The sequence below is a fragment of the Mariprofundus ferrinatatus genome, from assembly GCF_002795825.1.
Taxonomy (GTDB): domain Bacteria; phylum Pseudomonadota; class Zetaproteobacteria; order Mariprofundales; family Mariprofundaceae; genus Mariprofundus; species Mariprofundus ferrinatatus.
The window spans coordinates 2,083,906-2,101,732 of record NZ_CP018800.1; the positions used below are offsets into that span (position 1 = coordinate 2,083,906).

Genomic DNA, 17,827 nt, shown 5'->3' on the forward strand with positions numbered 1-17,827 from the left:
TTTACGGACATAATCCATGGACGAACCCTTCCTGATGGCGATTGTTCAGTCAGTGGCAGCACTGGCCGTTGTCCTGGCTGTTTTTGCCGGACTGGTGTGGCTGTTGCGCCGTCTTCAGACATCCACGCAAAAGCAGCACGGCGAAAACATGAAGGTACTCAGACGCCTGCCGCTGGACGCAAAACATAGCCTTGTGGAGGTATTCTATGACGGCAGACACTATCTCATTGGTCTCTCTCCAACCGGCATGACATCCATCTCCCGACACATCGACAAACAAACCGTAAGCGCAACTGAAAGCGAGTCCTCATGATGGCAGCCTCACGCCTGACATCCCTGATTCTCATGGGATTGATCATATTCCCGTCACTCGCCGAAGCTGCTGATATCCCTACGCTCTCGATGAGTCTTGGCAACTCCGCCGACCCGGATGACTGGTTTACCGGTCTGAAGATTGTCGCGGCAATGACCGTTCTGGCCCTTGCCCCCTCAATACTGGTGATGATGACATCATTTACACGAATCCTTATCGTGTTTGGATTCCTTCGCCAGGCAATGGGCACCCAGCAGGCCCCTCCGAATCAGATCCTTATCGGCCTTGCGCTGTTCATGACCGTTTTTATCATGATGCCCGTATGGCAGAAAATTGACACTCAAGCTCTGACACCCTATCTGAATGAAGAGATATCTCAGGCTGACGCCTTTGAGAAAGCCAAATCTCCCCTTCGAAGTTTTATGCTGGCGCAAACCCGCGAAGAGGATCTGATCCTTTTTCTTGAGGCCGCCAAGGTGGAGACACCAGACAATCCTGAGGCCACCCCGATGCATGCACTGATTCCGGCCTTTGTGATCAGTGAGTTGCGAACAGCTTTCCAGATTGGTTTCTTGATCTATATCCCATTCGTCGTCCTTGATCTCGTGGTCGCCTCTGTGCTGATGAGTATGGGTATGATGATGCTGCCTCCCGTGATGATCTCATTACCCCTTAAGATCATCCTGTTTGTGCTCGTGGATGGGTGGCACCTGATCACCGCCTCACTGCTGCAAAGCTTCAAGTTATAGCACGCGTTCCAAGGCATATATAGCTCAAAAGCCGGCTTGCCAGAACGGACATACATACAGAACAGAAAGACAGAGCATTGTCTGACAGTGGCTTGTTTCTTGCTCTTTTCTTACATGAACAAGCCACAACGGTCGAAGCATACCGCTTAATTTCAGGAGATATCATGGACCGCATAACAAGATTATCGCTCTTATGCAGCCTGCCAATGTTGCTGAATGCATGTGCGAGCATTCCAGGCTTCCAGGCATCGCAGAGCAGTGAAGATAAAGAGATTCTCTGGAAAGAGCAGGTAGAGCAACGGCTTGATGCGGTTGCGGATCATAATGCGGAGATAGCCAAACTTCGGGCAAGAGTCTCCCTGCTGGAGACCGAAAACAGGCGTGAATTCACGCATGCCCAAAATGAGTTTGCAGCCATCAACAGCCAGATGGAGCTCCTTAAAAAGGAGCTGGAGGCCCTGCAGTCAAGCCGTTCAAAAGCGAAAGCCAAAGCGGCAAAAAACACGCAGAAGAATACTGCAGCCAAGGCATTTGAGACCAATGCAGAGAGTAAACCTCTGCCAGAACCGGTTGCCACGCAACCCGCCCCGCAGCAGAATGAAAGAGCCAAAGCAGCCTATTACGATGCATTTTTTGCGATGAAAAATGGCGACTACTTTGAGGCCAGCCTGGCCTTCAGAAACTTTCTCCGCGATTTTCCCGATGACAAACTGGCTGGCGAAGCCAAATACTGGTACGCAGAATCCTTGCTGGCACAAGGTGAACCGATGAAGGCATTGGCGGTATTCCAGGAGATCAATAAAGGGAAACCATTCACGCCAAAACATGCAGCAGCTTTGCTGCAAGCCGGTCTGATACATGAACAGCAGCAACAGCATGAGGAGGCGGCCACGCTCTATAGCCAGTTAATCAGGCAGCACCCCTCCAGTTCAGAGGCTGAAACAGCCCGCAGCAAGCTTAAGCAGTAAAACGGACATAGCCAGCATGAATAAATGCAATCATCCCTTATGATAACAGCATATAAATTAAAGGCCGCCCAAAAGGGCGGCCTTTAATTTATATGCATGTCTGAGAATTACTTCAGAAACCGTTTCCCTTCTTTCAACTCTTAAATGCCGGGCAGCAGCTCTTCTTTATTTGGACTAGTCAATTCTTTGGCACGAAGCCTTTCCCGCTGACGCTTGAAAAGATATTTGATGAGCATGTCCTCTTCGAGATCTGAGCGCTGCAGAAATGCAACGCCGACCCACACCTCACTTAGATTCTCTTTGTTGGCTTTAACGCTAACCACCTTGCCAATCAACTCCAGCTCTATGGGTGGGAACAGAGGCAGCTTCATCGTTATTTTCAGACGATCATCTTTCTTGAACTTTCTCGCCGGTGCAGAAAAACCGATGCCGGTAGCACTCAGGTTCACAAACTGCTGGGTAAACTTGCTGTCTTTAGATCTACTGTTATCCATATGCAGAGAAATGAGATAATTCAGCTTTTGATCCAGCGCCTCGAGAGCCCCCGCTATTTCAGGACTCAAGCCGCTGCCATAGCGATCGGAACCACTCTCATGGCTGATGAACTCCTGCATCATGCGGGTGTGATGCGAAACAACGCCGCTCTTGTTCATCTCCACTCTGAACTGATCAAATGTCAAAAGTTCGATGTTTATGGCGAGCACTTCATCCTGGCGGAATGTCTCCCGTAGTTTGCGCCCTTCATCTTTGGACATGTGGTTCTCCTTTAACAGGCCTTAGTGAGGGCAGCCACTCAGATACTTACTTTCTCCATTTGATGCGTGGCCTGAGTGTGAATCAGACCCTCCTCAATGGCTTCAATGGCGACCTCTACTACTGCACTATCAAATTGCGTGCCAGATGCACGTTGGAGTTGTTCAACACAGAAAGAGAGCGGCTGTGCCTTTCTGTATACCCGATGTGAGGTCATGGCATCGATAGCATCCGCCACGCAGACGATTCTCGCTTCAAGCGGAATCTCGTCGCCCTTGAGCTGGTCAGGGTATCCGGTGCCATCGATGCGCTCATGATGATGGCGCACGACCTGGCGCTCTCTGCCAAGACCATCAAGGTTTTTCAGCACTGCATCGCCAATTGCCGGATGTGCTTTCATGCGTGCAAATTCCTGGTCGGTAAACCTGCCCTCTTTAAGCAGGATACTGTCAGGGATTCCCACCTTGCCGAGATCATGTAACAGACCACCCATCCGGACAAGTTCGATCGTCTCCTGGTCCAGGCCCATTTTCGTGGCAAATATAACACTCATCTGGCTTACTCTGGACGAATGGTCCTTGGTGTATCGGTCCCGGGCCTCCAGCAGGCTTGCCAGCGTGATCAGGGTCTCTTTCATACTGTCCTGCAGGGCAGCGTGGACTGCCCTGTTATCAAGCAGTGTGTCCAGGTGGGCCACAAGCAGCCCCAGCGTATTCTTATGCTGTTCGCTCAGGGATGCTTCACGATAATCCATCAGGCAGATAACACCCATGGCCCTCTGTTCAAGTCGGATTGGAATCGCGATGTAACTATGCGCCGAGAGTCCCGGCCAGCAACTGTATGAGGTTCCTGTTTCCACTACTGACTGGATATAATCTTCACGCCCCTCCAGCAATGGTTCAAACGGGGTGGCATCCAGGCCACAGCTGTTTACCAGGTTTTTCGGCAGATCATCAGTATCCAGCCCATTATGCGTGGCAAGAACAAGCTTCTTTTTACCGCGGTCATACAGCGCCAACAGGCCGCTGTGTGCGCGCACAATATCCATCGCAAGCGTCAGCGAACTGCTGCATATCTTGGCCACTTCTTTGTGCTTGGGAATATCATTTAACAGGCGAAACAGAAGGCCAAGGTGTCGATCCATGGCAAACAGATCAGGCAACAGGTGGCCATGCATGAGATGCGGCGCTTCCTCTGTTTCCTCATGAGGGGATGATTTGGGCGCGGCAGGATGTGGTGAAACAGCGCCTGAGCTGAGAAATGCCTTGTCCATGCAATCAAGCAGTGCGGCAGGATGAAAGGGCTTGTGCAGGATATGCCCGATGCCAAGTTTTCCTGCCTCCTGCAGCTTCTCAGGTGATAGAAATCCGCTGGCAAGAATGATCGGGATATCAACGTCCCGTTCCCGCAATTCTGATATCAACTCCAGCGACTCTCCATCGCCAAGCGTCAGATCCGCGATCATCCCATCCCAGTACTGATGTTCAAATAGCTCGCGGGCTGCTTTGACGCTATCGGCACATGTAATCTGGATTCGGTCTGATAGTTCACTGGCAGTTTCAACGATAACGTTGCGAACCATGGCCTGATCTTCGAGCAGTACAATATTCTGCATCTCTAACCCCTACCGCCCGCCAGCTTGCAGTGAGCGGTAAATCTTCGCAGCTCGCTGCTCCGCTTTCTGGTTGGCTTGGTCGAAGTTTTTTTCACCCTGCACTTTTCTTAACAGTGCCTGATAGTTGGCAGCATTATCGAGCCGAATCTTCATTTCAGGTAACTGAAAGGGTTTGCTGACAAAATCATAGGCACCCTGCTTGACGGCAGACAGCGCATCTTCGATCCCTGAATAGCCGGTCATCAGGACAACAATGGTTCGGACAAAATCCCCGCCCACTGCCTTCAAAACGGTCATGCCGTTGGCGCCTGGCAGCATGATATCGCTTAACACCATATCAAAGTGCTGGCGGGACAACAGTTCGATTGCCGCTTCCCCGTTATTAATCACCTGAATATCATAATCGAAGGCGCTTAAATACTCTTCAAGCAAAGCAGCCAGGGCTGTATCATCTTCAATGATCAGCAAGTGACATTTATTACTCTTTTTAGGCACCACGCGGTCCGTAGAGTTCTAACAGGTTTGGTTTAAATTTGGATGCTGAAGTACCGGATGCTGATTCACTGCCAGCGGCCTCTCTGGCCCTGTCGGAAATTGTAACCTTCTCTGACGGACCGGCGGCGCCTCCCTGCTGCGAGGAGGTTCTCTGGTTCAAGGAGCTTCCCTGCTGCTGCAACAAACGATGAATCAGCGCATCTGCGGGATGAAAGTTGATAGCCATGATAAACCTCCTTCAGCAAAAGAGTCTTCTGCGTTTATAGACTATCGGCAGCAGATCAACAAACTTTAGGAAGAATATCATAAAACTATAAAATATTTTTTTGTACGCCCGTTTCAGGAAAACCGATGAGAGGATTCTTCTGGAAAGAGGGTATGGCCGGTAACAGAGAGCAGGCAAGGAGGAAGGCATTTCATCTGCCACCTCCTTCCAGCCAACCCATATCAATCCGCTCTATTCAAATTTGAACTTGGCCACGTGCTGCTGCAGTTCAGCCGCCATGCGGGAGAGCTCGGCAGAGGCCTGCAGGGTGTCGTTGGCACCCGTTGAGGTGCTCTGTGCAGCCTCGGCCACACCAGCGATATTCTGGGTGATCTGACCGCTTCCCTGCGCCACATCGGCGACATTCCTGGATATCTCGCCGGCCGTCGCACTCTGCTCCTCCACAGCACTGGCAATGGTGCTCTGGAACTCATTTACCAGCGCAATCACCTCATTGATCTTGCTGATCGCCGCCACAGCCTCTGTGGTATCCGACTGGATAATCTCGATCTTCCTGGCGATATCGTCGGAAGCCTTGCCTGTCTCCATGGCCAGATCCTTCACCTCGTTGGCGACCACCGCGAAGCCTTTGCCTGCCTCGCCGGCACGGGCCGCCTCAATGGTGGCATTGAGTGCCAGCAGTTTTGTCTGCTGCGCAATGGAGTTGATGGCGTTGATGATCTCACCGATCTCGGTGCTGCTCACATTGAGCTTGCTGACGGTGGCATTGGCAACATCAGCAGTCTCTACGGCAGAGAGTGCAACCTTGGCCGCCTCTGAGGCATTGCCGGCAATTTCACGTGTAGTGGCGCTCAACTCCTCGATGCCGCTGGCAACGGTCTGCACGTTGCTGCTGATCGTCTCGGAAGCGCCTGCAACCACACCGGCCTGCGCCGATGTCTCCTCGGCATTGGCGCCCATCTGCTGGCTGACCGATGTCAGCTCTTCAGCGGCACCGCTCAAGGTCTGGGAGTTGCTGGATATGGCCCGGATAGAGTCACTGATTTCCGCTGCAAAACTGTTGAGTGAAACGCCAAGCTGACCGATTTCATCCTTACTGGTGACATCCACACGCTGGGTCAGATCGCCTCCGGCAATTTCAGCCAAGCGACCTTTAAATCTGTTGATCGGGGCAATGATGATACGATTCAATATGAGATTAATAAGGATCAACCCCAGCGCCAACAGCGTGAGGCTGGTACCAATCGCTTTCCACATATTATTCTCTATGTGGTTGTCGTTATCTGCCAGAGAGTAGGAAATTCGAACAGCCCCGAGTGTCGTGCCGGATGCGACATCATGACAGCTCAGGCAATTGACACCCCGTGTATTTTCAGTGGCAATAAAGGGTGAAACAACCGTTAACACACGGCCCTTATCTCCCCCATCAACAATCTGAGAGACAGTCTCTCCTTTCAGAGCCTGGCGAGCCAGGTCATCGTGAGCATTTTCAGCATCCAGCCCCCCCTCGTACTGCCTGTTGACCGCCTCTCCGCGAATCACTTGGGCATCCAGTACATGAGGCAAGTTGCGCACCTTCCCTTGCAGGGTGCCACGCTCATCCATGCCGCCGGTTAACATCAACAGATTAAGGCTGTCAAAATAGGAGGCAGCCATATTTGAGACGTTCTCCTCAACCTGGGCAATGGCCTGCTCTTTTTCAGCCGAAATGGTGAGGCTTATCTCCACACTGATATTGACCAGCAGAATAATCGCGATGGTTGCATTGATCTTCGCTCTGATGGAAAGATTATTGCCAGCCTGCAACAGGTTATCAAAGAAACTCATAAAATACCCCCCATCCCCTCTGCTTGAAGCTTTCCATGCATGGATACCGGTTTTCCACAGGATTCATACACCACCTTGGACATTAACAGGTCTCTATCGGCAGTGCCGGCCAAAACTTTAGGGAAATAAACAGCCAGCTTCATGCATCGGAGGTTATTAAAGCTCATTCGACTGCCGAGTTAATGCCTGCGTAATAGCGACTGCCTTTTCCGGCTCAATGAACGAGAGGATCTTGCCCACCTTTTTATCATCCATGCGGGCAAACATTTTCACGACAGTCCCGAGCTCCATCCTGGTGACGACCTCGGCAGCCTTTTCCGGCTTCATGCTTGAATAAACTGCCGCCAGCTTTTTGATCTTCTTGCTCTTCAGCCCCTGTTCCTGCTGTAACTGGTCCTGCATTTTCGCCACCAGGCTCTCAAGCTCTTTGATCCGCGCAGCCATCCCCTCCTCAGCCTGCTCTATCGAATGCTGACGTTCATCGAGCGCCTTGGCGCGCAGATCGAGATTCTCCTTCATGGTACGCAGGTTCAGGAGCACCTCGGCCTCTTCCTGACTGACACTCCCGGTTATCGAGCCGGAAAATACAGATGCCTCAGCTGTCGGGATAATATCTGAACCATCCTGTTCAGGCTCAGCCCTTTCGCCCGCACTGGAGTGAGCGGCTGCTTGAGATACCTCTGCCGCCTGCGCTACCGGTGTCGAAGATATATCACTGATAGCCGCCGAATAGCGTCCTGTATCCGGCCACCATGTCATGCTGATATTTACCAGTGTAAAAACAGTCAGCAAAACGAGAAAGATTAATACATTGTAGCGTTTCATCATTATTTCTCCCGTATGCGGCGATGCGCCATCAGGTCATCAATAGATTGCTGCTCGACTTTCGCAACATGCTTTTTCTGCGCTTTTTCTTCATTCTCAATCAGTTTTGTATAGGCCTTTGATTTGTTCATGCTGGTAAACATATCCGCCCTGATTGCCTTCTCCTCGACAGGAATAGCGACCAGTTCTGCCAGCAACATTTTTTTTCGCCCAAGCTCTTCCTGACGCACAACTTCCAGGGTGGAGAGCTCTAATGCGGTCGTCGTTTCCTGAATAAGCCGCTCCCGCTGTTTTCCGAGATCTGCCAGGCGCATATCTACTGCTTCAACCTCATGCTTAAGCATCTCTCGCTTTCGGTTCAGATCCGCAAGCCTGAGCGTTAATTCGCTGCACTTTTGATCCTCAAGCTGTGATAACACTTTTTGTGGCTGCAATGTGTTACTCATGGATTCATCAACTCGAGCAGAGCATCTTGAGCATCTTGCAGAGCCTCAGATTCATCTTCATGCTGACGTCGGAACTTTACGATCTCAGGCAGGCGCTGGATTACCCTGTCGAGGTTTGGGTTACTTCCCTTTTCATATGCGCCCATATTCACCATGTCCTCCATGCGTTCAAACAATGCAAGGTCTTCTCGCAAGGAGCGTGCCGCATTTTGCACAGCTTGTGCAGTCAACTTATTGGCAAGGCGACTGACGCTGCCGAGAATATTGATCGCCGGATAGAGTCCTTTCTCAGCAAGCCTTCTGTCCAGGAGGATATGACCGTCGAGCATGGATATCGCCGCATCTGCAACCGGATCTGAGAGATCATCCCCCTCCACAAGCACCGTATATAACGCACTGATGCTGCCCCTTCCATCAATGCCTGGCCCTGCTCTCTCAAGCAACTCTGCAAGCATGGAGAAACAGGATGGCGTGTAACCTTTGCTGGTTGGTGGCTCCCCCAGCATCAGCCCGATCTCCCTCTGTGCCTGCAAAAAGCGCGTCAGACTATCCGTCAGCAACAGAACACGCTTACCCTGATCCCGAAACACCTCGGCAATCGTTGTTGCTGTCAGGGCTGCACGCACACGCAGCAGCGGCGGGGCATCCGATGTTTCCACCACAACAACGCATTTCGACAGCGCTTCCGGTCCCAGTGCATTGTCCAGAAACTCCCTGAGTTCCCGGCCTCGCTCACCTACCAGGGCGATAACAATAACATCCGCATCAGAATCCTTGGCGAGCATAGCGAGCAAGGTGCTTTTTCCGACGCCCGCTCCGGCAAACAACCCCATGCGCTGCCCCCATCCCATGGTCATGCAGGCATCAATGACACGCACACCGAGCTGCATCGGCGTGTCAATAATATGACGTAGCATTGGGTTGGGAGGCCTGCGATGGATGGGGAAGCTTGTCTTGATTTCCGGCAGCAGCCTGCCATCCAGTGGCTGACCCCTGGAGTCCAGAACCCGCCCAAGCAGTGCATCTGAAACCGGAATGGAGGGGGGCGTAGACAGCGGTTGAACCACGCTACCGGGCGCAATACCCCGCGTGGAACCCACCGGCATAATCAGGCTGCGGCCATCGCGAAAACCTACAATCTCAGCTTCAAGGCTGACATCACCGGCAGCCTGCACATAACAGGCCCTTCCCACCTCCGCCTTAATACCACTGGCCTCGAGCATCGGCCCCATAACCTTCTGTACCAGCCCTCTGGGGGGAAATGAAGGTTCTCTCACAAGCTTTGACAGTGCGCTAAGCCTGGATTGTTTATCGCATAATTTAGGGGGTGCTGACATCAATCTCTCCGGAGAGGAGATCTTTCTTCAGCTTCGCCACGGCATCCGCAACAGGCGCTCGCGGATCAATGAGAATATCCTGTGCGATGCTGGCAATGCGTATGCAGCCCGGCTTGATGGAGTTATCAGTCAGCAAATGGGGTTTGAACTCAGATTCAGAGATAAGCTTCTCAAACTGGGCGAACTCATCCTGATGAATATACATCATCAGGCGTTCCGTTTCAGGAAAGGTTCGCGCCGCCCTTTCAGCCATCTCCAGCAGGCGTCCCCGATCTTCGGCGGTAATTTCCCCAACCAGCCACTCTGCAAGCATGCCGCTGATGTCGATTACCGCTTCGCACATTGAATTTCTGATCTCATCAAGCTGCTGCTGCGCCTGTTTCTGAAGCTGCACCATCTTTTCCAATATCTGCTCGGCACGCTTTTCTCCCAGTGCCAGACCGGCCTTCTCTCCCGACAGATAGGCTTTGTCGTAGGCATCACGCTCGATATTGGCATCAAAGGCGTGCTTTTCAGCCAGCATGGATTCCAGCTGCTGAATTCTGGAGACCGCGGAGATTTCAGGCGCTTTTTCAGACGCTTTTTCAGGCGCTATTCCGGGTGGTTGCGGAGAAAAATCCTCGTATGGAAAAGCGGCTTTCTCTTCGATGCTGGAAATCAGCTTTAACTCCAGGGGTTCAAATGAACTGTTCTGCATCTTAATAGACCATATCTTCCTGAGTACCGAGACTGATCACACCCTCGCTATCAAGGGTTCTGGCCACATCCAGGATCGCGCGCTGAGCCTTTTCAACATCTGATACCTTCAGCCCACCCATCGCATCAATATCCTCGCGCATGATATCGGCTGCACGACTGGACATGTTGGAGAAGAAGTGTTCACGAAGCTCATCAGAGGCTCCTTTAAGGGCGCGCATCAGATCCTCCGACTGGACATTCTTCAGAATGGCCTGAATGTCGCGGCCATCCAGATCGGTAAAGTCTTCAAACATGAGCAACTGGCTATCCACCTGCTCATACAGACCCTGGTCGTGCTCCTTCAGGTTATCGAGGATGAACTTGGAGCTTTTTCCATCAAGGGTTTTCAGAATTTCGACGACCTGATCCATGCCGTTCATGGCAAGGCCTGAGCCACCGCCCTGGTGCCGATTGACCTGTTCATCCAGAGCAGCTTCGATATCCCTGGTCACATCACCCTTGATTCTTTCAATTCTGGCCATGCGAATGACCACTGCCATCTGCTTATCCTGCGGAAACAGCTGAATAACGGCGCTTGCCTTTTCTGACTCAAGGCGCCCTAAAATTACCGCCGTCGTTTGTGCGCTCTCATCCTTGATCAGGTTGAAAATGGTCCCTGGATCCATGCGGGCGAGCTTCTCCCACACCGGCATCCGGATAGGACCGCCATCCTCCAGGCTCTCCATTATCCTCTGCAGCCTTTCAGGCTCCACCACATCCCTCAACAGTTCGTGAATATCCAGCGCAGAAGATGGAACAAATGCATCTCCTGAGCGGTGCATCTGAATAAATTCAGTGTAGATCTCCTCGATTGTTTGCGCTGAAACCTCTTTTATTTGCGGCATACGCTTGGCGAGTTCTACCAGCCCCTGGTCATCAATATGCCGCAACACACCGGCAGCCACCTCAGGCCCCACGGAAAGTAGAAAAATTGCGGCCCTGTCCAGCCCTGAGATTACCCTGTTATTCGCGCCTTTACTCATGACTGCCTCGTCCACTGCTGGATGATTCGTGCCGCCATCTGGGTGTCCTTGCCAATCATCTCTTTTGCGGCCACTTGCAGTGCCTTGTGCTCCAAATTCTCTGACCCGATAGATAGCTGCATAGCTTCTATGGCGGCCTCAACCGAATCGGAAGGCTGGCCACTTAGAGCCGGCTGCTCGTCATTCACATTTCCAGCATCTGAATCCTGTACTAAAACCCGCTTGCCCAGAGGGCGCAGGACAAACCAGGCCAGCAGCAGCAGCGCAAGCCCGGCTACTCCATAACGTGCCAGTTCCAGGTAGTAGGCTTTTGCCTCCATATCCTGCATGGCAGCCGCATCTTCGTTGCTGGATATATCAACCAGAGACATGCTCTGCACTTCCAGGGAGTCTCCGCGATCTTCATTGTATCCCATGGCTTTCTCAACCAGCCCCCGTATAGACTTCAGCTCATCCTGGCTTCTGGGGGTCATCGTGGAGCTGCCATCCTCTTGCGTGGCAACATTGCCTCCAACCAGAACTGCAACGGATAACTTCTCCACCTCTCCGAATGGAATAATACGTTTTTCTGTCGTGGAGCTTATTTCAAAACTACTGATGTGCTCCTTGCGGCCGGCCTCTTCCTGTGGCTGCGAAGCATCGGCCTGCTGCGCACCCGGGGTGTTGGAGGCAACACCCGGAATGCCGGATGCCCTGCGATCAGATGCCCTCCTGCTCTCCTCAATCACGCTCTCGCTGCGCAGCACCGCCTCATCAGGATTGAAAATCTGGTTGCTCTGCTCCACATGTTCCCGGTTGATCTCCGCCGAAACCCTGACAACTGCCTGCCCGGCACCGACAATCTGTTCCAGCATCCGCGTCAGGCGCTCTTCCATTCTCCTTTCAAAACTCATCTGGTATTCCTGATAGGTCTGCACAGCGCTGGTCGGAGAATTTGATTCGCCCTTTGTGGTCAGCAGATTACCTGCCGAATCAACCACAGTAACGTCATCCCGCTCTAGCTCCGGTACACCGGCAGCGATCAGATTCTGAATCGCCAGGATAGACTGCTTGGAAAGCCGGCTTGAGCCGGCGAGCTGCAGCATCACTGATGCGGATGCCTTTCTCTTTCGCTTAATAAAGGCAGACTCTTTAGGCAGAACCAGATGAACCCTGGCTGCTGAGACCTGAGGAAGAATCTCTATCGTGCGTGCCAACTCACCCTGCAGAGCCCGCTGAAGGTTCACATTCTGAACAAAATCACTGATACCGAGCTGATTACCATTATCAAACAGCTCATAACCTGTTTTATTGCCCGGCAACATATCCTGCCCTGCCAACTTCAGTCTCAATGCATACACCTGATCGGATGGCACCAGCACTGTTCCGCCCCCTTCAAGACGATAAGGCACCTTCTCTTTCTGGAGCAGTTCAATAATTGAAGCGGCTTCTTTTTCATCAATATTTGAAAACAGCGGCCTGTAGGGAGCATCTGCAGTCCAGAAAAGCAGGCTGATAAAACCTGCCAGCATCAGAATACTGGCAATCAGCAGCAACAGGCGGCGATTCTTTAACAGCATGCCCTGAATATTGGAGACACTGGCCTGAAACGACTGCTCACCCCGCGAAAAAGAAGCGGACGCTGATGGGTTGGCGGCAACGGCCTGCGTTTGTGAAGGAGCGATTTCATTGGCCATGGTTCAATTCCTTGTCGGGAGTAATAGTTAATCTTCTTTGCTGCAAAAACATCCGGATCTCCGTTTCATACTGCGTCTCTCTGAGCCTGATCGGAGACAACCTTCTCCAGAGAACAGAATGATTCTCTAGGCTTTTTACACCTGCATGCGCATCACTTCACGATATGCATCCACCAGTTTGTTCCGGACACCCACCATCAACTGGAACGAGAGGTCTGCCTTTTGCATGGCAAGCAGGGTTTCAGAAACATTGTTACTCTTACCCATAGCAAGCTCCACGCCTGCTGCGTTTGCAGCCTTGGTCTCCTGATTGGCCTGCACCACATATTGCTGCATAAGCGCCGCAAAATTATCCGGTTTTTTGGCCACCGGCTGAGGTGATGGAACCTGCGTATTGATGCTTCCTACTGAGTTGATATTCATCTTTGACCTCTTGACCTACACTTATTATTTATCACAGCGTTGAAAAATTGACACCTTCTGGTTTCCGGCAGCCGCTATCTCAATAGTTCTATTGTTTTCAGGAACATCCGTTTTGATGCCTGCATCACAGTGACATTGGATTCAAAACCCCTGGATGCAGAGTTCAGATCCACCATCTCTTCAACAGTATTTACGTTGGGGAACTTCACCATGCCATTGCTGTCCGCATCCGGATGGGACGGGTCAAACAACTCCTGGGGCGGGCGACTATCCTTTACCACATCCGCCACCTTTACTGTTTGATGCTGGTTGCTTTTCAGCGATGATGAAAAGACATTGCTGAAGCTTCCCTGAGGAGCAACGGTTTCAAAAATGACCTGGCGCCGCTGATAGGGGCCACCATCCTCTGTACGGGTGGATTCCGCATTGGCAATATTCTCTGCCACAACATCCATACGTGAGCGCTGTGCGGACATGCCGGCAGCACTGATATGCATTGAGTTTAAAAGCGAATCTGCCATTACCTACCTTCCTTGATGGCATTGGCCAGACTGCTGATCTTGCCTTTGATCATTCGCATTGTAAGTTCATGCATCAACTGATTTTCAGCCATGCGAGCCATCTCTTTTTGTGTGTCTACGTTGTTCCCATCAAGACGAAGGGAGGCATCGGCCGAATCAGCGCCGGAACCATTAAAAATGGTGCTGTTTGATTTTGAGAACAGACCCTGATCAAGCCGGTTCCGCTTGGCCTGCTCTGCCGAAAAGATATCGTCAAAGGTGCGCCTGTCCGCCCGGTAGTTGGGGGTGTCGGCATTTGCGATATTGGATGCATGGGTGGTCTGCAGCTTCTCTCGTGCAACCAATGCTGTCTCAAGCTTGAGGAATCCACTGCTAAACAAACCACTCATGACATACCTCTCTCAATCAGTTTATCTGCACTGAAAAGCGTCAGGCAGATGACACCATGTCTTGAGCAAGCGGCATGCCAGTATCCATATCCCGGAGCTTGTTTCTTAATGTACGAATGCTAATACCAAGCAGTTTTGCCGCTTCGGTACGATTTCCCTTCACATGTTTGATCGTCTGCTTTATCAGCGCCTGCTCCATATCCCGGATGCTTACGCCAGCCTTGATCGCATGCTCTTCGGAGCGCTCGGAAGGGAGCAGCTTTGATGCAGCCTCCAGATTCAGGTACTCAACCTGAAGCTGATCTCCCGCACAGATCAGGAAGGCACGGTGCATGCAATTCTCGATCTCGCGGGCATTGCCAGGCCAGTTGTAGTGCTGCAGATATTCAACACAGGCCTCACTGATAGCCGGTGCAGGCTTACCATACATCTCACTAAAACGCTGGAGAAAATGCTCGGCCAGCGGGATGATATCGTCAGGGCGATTTCGGAGCGGGGGAAGCGAAACCGTCACCACATTCAGGCGATAATAGAGATCCTGGCGAAACACCCCTTCATTGATTGCCTCCTCGATATTGCGGTTGCTGGTGGCGATGAGGCGCACATCCACCTTGATAGGGCTTCTGCCACCCAGGCGGTCAACCTCCCCTTCCTGGATCACGCGGAGTAACTTCGCCTGCATATGCATCGGCATCTCAGTGATTTCATCCAGCAGCAGCGTGCCGCCATGTGCAAGTTCGAACTTGCCGGGCCGGGAGCCTGTAGCACCGGTAAACGCCCCCTTTTCATAACCGAACAACTCCGCCTCAATCATCCCCTCGGGAATAGCTGCGCAGTTGACCGCAACAAAGGTGCAGTCGTGTCGATTCGAACACTGGTGGACATACTGGGAAAGCCGCTCCTTGCCAGTTCCCGATTCGCCAAGCACGAGAATGGAAGCGCGGCTGGGCGCAACAAGGGCCACCTGATCCAGCAAGCGCCTGGTCTCGATATCACGGGTAACAAATATGTTGGTGCCTTTACGCTGCTTGCTGGCCTGTGAAGAGAGATCCGCCTGATGTTGCGCTTTACGTATATAAATACTGAGAATCTCATCCGCGCACGGCAGGGCACGGTAATCTGTAGCGCCGGCACTCATGAGTTGCGATGCGCGATCTGCGTTCATCTGATCTGCCAGCACAACCAGAGTGGCCATCGGTGCATGTTGAAAAACCTGTTTCGCCTGCATATTGGCAAGATGCGAGTCCATCAGGAAAAATAGCGTCTCTGAATCAGCCTGCAGCTGTTCGACCTGAAACTGTTCCTGCGACTCCACAGGTAGATCGGAGGCCACCCGCCCAAGCTGAACGCTTAACTCCGCTGCAACAGCCTCAGGAAAGCCCAACAAATATATCTTTTTCATTAATGTTGCCTCTTCACTTGCTCTGCCTGCTCCTGGGCCAGCAGCATGCGAGCCCTCAGCTGGTAGTCAGGATCGGAATCCGGGCTACTCAACAGGGTAAGATGCTCCTTCGCCATATTCCAGCGCCCGGTATTTTGCGCGCATAGTGCCATCGCATAGTGCCATGCCGCCTTCTGCTCGGACTCAGGCACCTGAAGTAACGCCGTCTCAGCATCCAGATAACCCATACCCTGGATCAGGGCATCAGCCTGTTCTATGACATACTCCCATCGCTTATCCCCCTCGCTTACAGCTGCCAGCTGCTTCCATGCCTCGGCGGCTGTATGCCAGCGTTTCAAATTCAGATTAATACGGGCTCTGGTAAGCCAGTAGGTTTTGCGCAGTTCGGGCGTTAAATCATTCGGATTGATATTCGCCAGAGTCTGGCTGGCCGCTGAAGCCTCCCCCCGGGTATTCTGTATGCTTCCGACGATCAGCAGGAGATCCTGGCGATAAAGCGTCTTCTCATGTTTGGCTAGCCACTGCATGATCTTGATAACGCCGTCCTGATCCCTGCGCTCAGCCCAGAGGCGGGCTTTTTCCAGCATAATACGGTGAGACCAGACCGAACCGCCCGCCTCAACATAGAGGCGATCCAGCATCTCCTCTGCATGCACAAAGTCCAATAAATGAATGTAAGCCTGTGCTACTCCGAAAGCCAGCTGCTGCGACCTTTCTGGCCTGATCTGCGGATAGCGCTTCCATAACACGACAGCCTGAAGCCACTGCTCCTTCTCCAGCATATTAAGAATATGTCTGCCCAGCAGCTCTTTTCCCTCACTGCGCGCTGCATCCGCAAAACGGGACGGAGACTCATAGGATGCCGCAATTGCATAGGATGCCGTGGCTCTGGTCATGTATTCCGCATCACCCTCTCCCAGTCTCGCCAGAATACGCGCCTGATAGAGCGTTGCCTCAGTCTCAACTTCAGAAAGCTGGTTACTCGCCACCAGCCGGGAGAATTTTTGCAGGGCCACCTTCAGTTTTGCAGTGTCACTGATGCCTTTGCTCTGCAGCATTAATTGGCGCATATAGGCCTTCTTGCCGACAGCACTCTCCCCATGTCGACTTGCCAGAATGCCATACATTGTCTCCGCACCCTTGGCATCACCCTGCTCCACCAGAATATCCGCCTGCAACAGGCGTACGGACAAGGCCTCTGGGCTTGAGACGTATCTCTTCAGAAAGCGCTTAACATGGACATATTGTACCTGGGTGGTTTCATAGAGGGATAAGAGGCGGATGTATACCTCATAAACATAAGCATCACCCTCTATCACTTCAGGGTGATGGGTATAGGCATCCACCATGTTTTTATAGGCCAGTTCAGAATTGCCGTCAGCCTCTTCAATGATTGCCAACCAGACAAACCCTTCTGTCTCCTCCAGATCAGAGATATCTGAACTCAGGCCGAAATATCTGAGAAGTACCGAGCGTGCATTCTGAAACTTGCTTCTCTGGATGAGATAGCGCGCATGCAAGAGCGCCGCTTTTTTTGCCTCCTGAGAGTAGGGGTAGTCGAGTAAAATCGTCTGCAGGGCAGAATTCGCCTGATCATACCTGCCCTGATTCCAGCTTAGCCATGCCACCTTCCAGTGCATTTTTACAGCCTCGAACCTCTGGGGGTACTCTTTATGAAGATCCTGGTATGCGCGGATACTTACTTCTGCTTTGTTATACTTCCTTGCAGCAGCAAGCTTCTCCTCGGACTCAGCCAGAACAAGCAGCAGCTCAAAGCGCTGATCATCGTTCAGCTCAGTATCGGCCAGCAGCGTGCGGGTCAGGTTGATAGCGCGATGCACCTCTCCCTGCGTCAAAAAAGAACGGACATCATCAACACCCCGCTCATCCGCCGCATGGCAGATGCCCGTATTAAGGACAAATATAGCCAGAATAGTCGAAATAATTACTGAAGCTGAATGCATAGTAGTAAGGGTAAGCAAAACCCATGCCGTATTCAGACAATGCATATGGCCGAAATCTGAATGGCGCCCCAACCGCCGCCGGGCTGCTTATCTGAGGCAAGAGCTGCTCCGCTGAATGAGCGCCCCTGACCAGGTGCTGTTTCTGATTCAGTACCGACTCAAATCGTCAAAACAGCG

At 52.1% G+C, this 17,827-nt stretch carries 20 protein-coding genes; 3 read left to right on the top strand and 17 right to left on the bottom strand.

Annotated features, from left to right (window positions below; all coding sequences use genetic code 11):
- Positions 1-16 precede the first annotated feature (16 nt).
- From Ga0123462_RS10220 to ybgF, 3 genes are all read left to right on the top strand, one after another.
- The gene (locus tag Ga0123462_RS10220; protein ID WP_100266201.1) at positions 17-313 is read left to right on the top strand and encodes a flagellar biosynthetic protein FliO; all 297 of its coding nucleotides are present in this window, start codon (positions 17-19) and stop codon (positions 311-313) included.
- Complete coding sequence (fliP, locus tag Ga0123462_RS10225; protein WP_198507443.1) at positions 313-1,062, top strand: flagellar type III secretion system pore protein FliP; 750 nt, start codon at positions 313-315, stop codon at positions 1,060-1,062. Before Ga0123462_RS10220 ends, fliP begins: the two co-directional genes overlap by 1 nt.
- 164 nt (positions 1,063-1,226) lie before the next feature.
- The gene (ybgF, locus tag Ga0123462_RS10230; protein WP_100266203.1) at positions 1,227-2,030 is read left to right on the top strand and encodes a tol-pal system protein YbgF; all 804 of its coding nucleotides are present in this window, start codon (positions 1,227-1,229) and stop codon (positions 2,028-2,030) included.
- A gap of 140 nt (positions 2,031-2,170) precedes the next feature.
- Here the strand turns inward: ybgF and Ga0123462_RS10235 are convergent, their stop codons facing one another.
- From Ga0123462_RS10235 to Ga0123462_RS10310, 17 genes are all read right to left on the bottom strand, one after another.
- Positions 2,171-2,785 carry a PilZ domain-containing protein gene (locus Ga0123462_RS10235; RefSeq protein ID WP_100266204.1) on the bottom strand — a complete coding sequence of 205 codons (615 nt, stop codon included), beginning with the start codon at positions 2,783-2,785 and terminating at the stop codon, positions 2,171-2,173.
- A gap of 38 nt (positions 2,786-2,823) precedes the next feature.
- Positions 2,824-4,398: an HD domain-containing phosphohydrolase gene (locus Ga0123462_RS10240; protein ID WP_100266205.1), complete on the bottom strand. Its 1,575-nt coding sequence runs from the start codon at positions 4,396-4,398 to the stop codon at positions 2,824-2,826.
- 9 nt (positions 4,399-4,407) lie between these two features.
- A complete protein-coding gene (locus Ga0123462_RS10245; RefSeq protein ID WP_157821332.1) occupies positions 4,408-4,866 on the bottom strand; it encodes a response regulator in 459 nt (152 codons plus the stop codon).
- A gap of 19 nt (positions 4,867-4,885) precedes the next feature.
- Positions 4,886-5,119 carry a hypothetical protein gene (locus Ga0123462_RS10250; RefSeq protein ID WP_100266207.1) on the bottom strand — a complete coding sequence of 78 codons (234 nt, stop codon included), beginning with the start codon at positions 5,117-5,119 and terminating at the stop codon, positions 4,886-4,888.
- Between the two features lie 231 nt (positions 5,120-5,350).
- Positions 5,351-6,946, bottom strand: a complete 1,596-nt coding sequence (locus Ga0123462_RS10255; protein ID WP_100266208.1) for a methyl-accepting chemotaxis protein — start codon at positions 6,944-6,946, stop codon at positions 5,351-5,353.
- A complete protein-coding gene (locus Ga0123462_RS11400; protein ID WP_157821333.1) occupies positions 6,943-7,089 on the bottom strand; it encodes a hypothetical protein in 147 nt (48 codons plus the stop codon). The genes Ga0123462_RS10255 and Ga0123462_RS11400 overlap by 4 nt, the downstream gene beginning before the upstream one ends.
- 13 nt (positions 7,090-7,102) lie before the next feature.
- On the bottom strand, positions 7,103-7,774 hold the full coding sequence (locus Ga0123462_RS10260; RefSeq protein ID WP_100266209.1) for a MotE family protein: 672 nt from the start codon (positions 7,772-7,774) through the stop codon (positions 7,103-7,105).
- Positions 7,774-8,217: a hypothetical protein gene (locus Ga0123462_RS10265; RefSeq protein WP_100266210.1), complete on the bottom strand. Its 444-nt coding sequence runs from the start codon at positions 8,215-8,217 to the stop codon at positions 7,774-7,776. Before Ga0123462_RS10265 ends, Ga0123462_RS10260 begins: the two co-directional genes overlap by 1 nt.
- Positions 8,214-9,494: a FliI/YscN family ATPase gene (locus tag Ga0123462_RS10270; protein WP_232726445.1), complete on the bottom strand. Its 1,281-nt coding sequence runs from the start codon at positions 9,492-9,494 to the stop codon at positions 8,214-8,216. The genes Ga0123462_RS10265 and Ga0123462_RS10270 overlap by 4 nt, the downstream gene beginning before the upstream one ends.
- 43 nt (positions 9,495-9,537) lie before the next feature.
- Positions 9,538-10,251: a FliH/SctL family protein gene (locus Ga0123462_RS10275; protein ID WP_100266212.1), complete on the bottom strand. Its 714-nt coding sequence runs from the start codon at positions 10,249-10,251 to the stop codon at positions 9,538-9,540.
- A 1-nt stretch (position 10,252) separates the two neighbouring features.
- Positions 10,253-11,275 carry a flagellar motor switch protein FliG gene (gene fliG, locus Ga0123462_RS10280; protein ID WP_100266213.1) on the bottom strand — a complete coding sequence of 341 codons (1,023 nt, stop codon included), beginning with the start codon at positions 11,273-11,275 and terminating at the stop codon, positions 10,253-10,255.
- Positions 11,272-12,951 (bottom strand): flagellar basal-body MS-ring/collar protein FliF, encoded by a 1,680-nt coding sequence (fliF, locus tag Ga0123462_RS10285; RefSeq protein WP_100266214.1) that lies wholly within the window; start codon positions 12,949-12,951, stop codon positions 11,272-11,274. The genes fliG and fliF overlap by 4 nt, the downstream gene beginning before the upstream one ends.
- Before the next feature lie 135 nt (positions 12,952-13,086).
- Entirely contained in the window at positions 13,087-13,374 is a 288-nt protein-coding gene (gene fliE / locus Ga0123462_RS10290) for a flagellar hook-basal body complex protein FliE (RefSeq protein WP_100266215.1), read from the bottom strand.
- 74 nt (positions 13,375-13,448) lie between these two features.
- Entirely contained in the window at positions 13,449-13,895 is a 447-nt protein-coding gene (gene flgC / locus Ga0123462_RS10295) for a flagellar basal body rod protein FlgC (protein ID WP_100266216.1), read from the bottom strand.
- Positions 13,895-14,284, bottom strand: a complete 390-nt coding sequence (gene flgB / locus Ga0123462_RS10300; RefSeq protein ID WP_100266217.1) for a flagellar basal body rod protein FlgB — start codon at positions 14,282-14,284, stop codon at positions 13,895-13,897. The genes flgC and flgB overlap by 1 nt, the downstream gene beginning before the upstream one ends.
- Positions 14,285-14,324: 40 nt before the next feature.
- Positions 14,325-15,686 (bottom strand): sigma-54 interaction domain-containing protein, encoded by a 1,362-nt coding sequence (locus Ga0123462_RS10305; protein WP_100266218.1) that lies wholly within the window; start codon positions 15,684-15,686, stop codon positions 14,325-14,327.
- On the bottom strand, positions 15,686-17,650 hold the full coding sequence (locus Ga0123462_RS10310) for a tetratricopeptide repeat protein (protein WP_157821334.1): 1,965 nt from the start codon (positions 17,648-17,650) through the stop codon (positions 15,686-15,688). Before Ga0123462_RS10310 ends, Ga0123462_RS10305 begins: the two co-directional genes overlap by 1 nt.
- Between the last annotated feature and the right edge of the window lie 177 nt (positions 17,651-17,827).